4 protein-coding genes are annotated in these 3,243 nt (G+C 36.8%); 2 read left to right on the top strand and 2 right to left on the bottom strand.

What is annotated here, in order from left to right; all coding sequences use genetic code 11:
• Together FVQ77_17360 and FVQ77_17355 are read left to right on the top strand one after the other, a co-directional pair.
• On the top strand, window positions 1-292 hold a 292-nt coding region (locus FVQ77_17360; GenBank protein ID MBW8052072.1), incomplete at its 5' end, for a T9SS type A sorting domain-containing protein.
• Window positions 293-535: 243 nt separating this feature from the next.
• Window positions 536-844 carry a hypothetical protein gene (locus tag FVQ77_17355; GenBank protein ID MBW8052071.1) on the top strand — a complete coding sequence of 103 codons (309 nt, stop codon included), beginning with the start codon at window positions 536-538 and terminating at the stop codon, window positions 842-844.
• 138 nt (window positions 845-982) lie between these two features.
• Here FVQ77_17355 and FVQ77_17350 read toward each other — a convergent pair whose 3' ends face one another.
• Together FVQ77_17350 and FVQ77_17345 are read right to left on the bottom strand one after the other, a co-directional pair.
• A complete protein-coding gene (locus tag FVQ77_17350; protein MBW8052070.1) occupies window positions 983-1,954 on the bottom strand; it encodes a methyltransferase domain-containing protein in 972 nt (323 codons plus the stop codon).
• A 166-nt stretch (window positions 1,955-2,120) separates the two neighbouring features.
• Complete coding sequence (locus FVQ77_17345) at window positions 2,121-3,239, bottom strand: inorganic phosphate transporter (GenBank protein MBW8052069.1); 1,119 nt, start codon at window positions 3,237-3,239, stop codon at window positions 2,121-2,123.
• Window positions 3,240-3,243 lie beyond the last annotated feature (4 nt).

Here is a 3,243-nt window from a genome sequence, read left to right as displayed (position 1 = left end):
AACTGTAACCACAGGTATAATACAATCATCATTTATCAATTTCAATTTAAAATTATATCCCAATCCAAATGATGGTAAATTTCTTATAAGATATTCTATTCCAGATAAGCAACATGCAGAATTTATTATTTTTGATGTAACGGGCAGAAAATTAAAAACCTATCAATTAGAAGGTGGTATGAAAGAACGTAATATTGCAAATAAAGCGCTAAAAAATGGAATGTACTTTTATCAGGTGATTGTAAATAACAGGATAATTTTAACTGATAAGTTAATCGTCATTAAACATTAACCCAACTTGCAACTTTATATTTGTAACTAATTGCGTATCAATGCTTTACATCATATAGATTCGTCTATTGGGAGACTACGGATTTTTTTCTATAATTTGCCGGATTAATAATTCATCTTCGTAACTTTGTCCCGCACATAAATTTTATCAAGACATAAAAGTATTTTATGGTTTATATGAATTTATGTGCGGGGCTTTGCACAACTGAAACATTGTATTTATAGAATAAAAACATAAAAGATAATGACACAAGTAAACATAGAATTACAAAGCCATGTTGCCAGCAGGCTAAATAATTTGGTGCAGTTTTTTGGCAGTAAAGAATTGCTGTTTGATAATTTCATTGAGTACCATACAAAAAAACTAAAACGAGAAATTGTTCGCATGCAGGAAGATTTGGATAAATACGAGAAACAGTACAATATGGAAAGTGCTGAATTTTTCAAACAATTTGAAGCGGGAAAACTCGGAGACAGCAAGGATTTTATACTCTGGTCGGGTATTTACGAAATGCAATTAGACAGCAAACAGAAATTACAAAAATTGTTGTGATAGTAGAAAGCAAAGAACCGGAAATCAGCAATGTGTTATCAGAAATTGAAAGCGCGGTGATAAAAAGCGAATAGGTAATAATGAAAGAAAAATAAATATCAAAAAACTTGTCTTATAAAACCTATAAATACTACAACCTCAACAACACCCACCCCCGTCATAAAAGAAAGTAGAATTGGTGATGAAAATGTCATCTCTTCCCAAACGCTTTAAAGCGCCGGCAGTTTTATCACAAACTGCTAAAGGTTGATTATAAAATAATGCATGCCCGTTTCCATCGTCAAAGTACTGCTCATCACCATAATAAATAGCAGTCTTACCGGTAAAGATACAGGGGCCATCTTCAGGCATGGGATCCTTGATGGCACAAATTTCTACACTTTCAATATAGATATTGTTAGCTACCTGATAGTGCGCAGGGTCTAAAATCCTGTATGGCCTTTTAGCCCGCACCTCTATTGTTCCAAAGCCAACCTCTGTTATTATTTTTAAGTAGTCGTTTAAAGGAATAGCCCCGGTGAGGCACTCAGCTCTAAGTTGTTCGTCTTTACGCAGATGGTTAGGTATCGGATCTTCACAAACGGGATCTGATAAAACGAGGTGTCCATACGGTTTTAAAACACGGTATATTTCATTTAATGCTTGTTTTAAATCCTGGGTTCTGAATATATTAAACAGGCAATTTTGAGCTGCAACATTCACGCTTTCTGCTTCAAGGGGTAAATCCATGGCGTCTCCATTCCTTAGATCAATATAATCACTGCTAAACCAGGTATTTAGTTTTTCAGCTTCTTTTAGATTTGCTTCGCAGGAGGACAGCATTTCATCTACTGCATCTATGCCGATCACTGCATTTGGATTTCTGCTGAAGTAAGCAAATTGTAATAGCTCCATTCCCCCTCCTACACCTACATAGAGTATTACAGGGTTGTTTACCAGGTCTCGCGGGTGTACTGTGGTTCCACAGCCATAGTTCATTTCCAGCATCCTTTTAGGAATATTCAGGCCAGGTAATTGCCAAACAGGCGTGGTAGTACAGCATAAGCCTTCCTGCGGTTTTTCTGCCGCTTCTTTATAAAGGCTTTTTGCGGTTTCTAAATATGTTTCCATGATAATAATATTTAATGACTATCCGCATTGATAAACATTGTCATATTGACTGCATGATTGCATGATTGCATGATTGCATACAACCACGTAACTACGCATCCATGCATCCATGCAACCATGCAAAGTAATACTATTTTGTATGAGAAAGTGTATCGTCATTTAATTTTTAGATCAAGTGAATATTTATCCAGTAAACGATACCACTTAAAAGAGCTGCTATAGGTAAAGTCAGCAGCCATGAGAATAAAATTTGCGAAATTACCTTTAAGTTGGTATTTCTGGTTACAGAACCAATTCCGAATAATGAACCAACGGAGACATGGGTGGTAGAGACCGGCATGCCGTGGATACTTGCTGTGGTCACTAACAAACCGGTGATCAGATTAGCAGTAAATCCTTGCCCGGGATTCATTTTGGTTATTTTGTTACTCATGGTTTTTGCGACTTTTTTTGCATTCAGCAAACCACCTACAGCAATGGCAATAGCTACTGCTGTCATTCCTATTTGTATATTCATAATATTAAGAACGAGCAATAATCCTACTATTTTAGGAGTATCATTTAAACCTCTTGAAAAGCTCACTATTCCTGCGCTCAGGTAATGTGCAAAGTTTAATAATTTTTCCAGATTGACCCCCAAAATTTTATCGTAATGTTGGTCATTACATTGCGTGTTGGTGCCTAATGTGATGCCTACTTGTGTACTGGTCCGTAAAGCCAATCCGGCAGTATTTCCTGCTTGTTGTGGTATTAATTCACTTGGTTTTTCTTCAACACAAATACATGTTTCTTTTGTGACCTTCGTTTTTAATCTTGCTTTACTGAACAACCAATAAGCTAAAAAGCTTAAACCGGCAGCCATAAAAGGGCTCAATATTAATGGAAGAAAGAATACGCCACCCAATTTTATAAAATTAAATTCATTGCCAACTGCTATCAATCCGCTTCCCACTAATGCACCTACAAGACTATGGGTTGTAGATATGGGCATCCCGATTATTGATGCAAGCATTATTGTGAGCGCTGCACCAAGGGCAATGGCAATGGCAAATTCCGGTGTACCAATGACAGCATCGGGCAAAAGCCCCTTACCTGAAAAGTTTTTGACCAATGTTTGCGCTAAAAATAGCGAGGCGACCGAACCTAATGCCGTGGTAATTGTTGCCCAACCTATGGCTCCTTTATAATTTGTAGTTCCGCTGCCAAAAAGTGTGGCCACTCCTTTAAAATTATCGTTAGCGCCATTGGCGTAGGCTAAAAAAATTACTATAATAATAAGGATAATGTAG

This window comes from Cytophagales bacterium, assembly GCA_019456305.1.
Classification (GTDB): Bacteria; Bacteroidota; Bacteroidia; order Cytophagales; family VRUD01; genus VRUD01.
The sequence above is the reverse complement of the archived record's forward strand: the minus strand, read 5'-3'. Positions and strand labels throughout refer to the sequence as shown.

Excerpts from the sequence above, each read along its gene's own strand:
- FVQ77_17355 (MBW8052071.1), top strand. The coding sequence starts at position 536 with ATGACACAAGTAAACATAGAATTACAAAGCCATGTTGCCAGCAGGCTA.
- FVQ77_17350 (MBW8052070.1), bottom strand. The coding sequence starts at position 1,954 with ATGGAAACATATTTAGAAACCGCAAAAAGCCTTTATAAAGAAGCGGCA.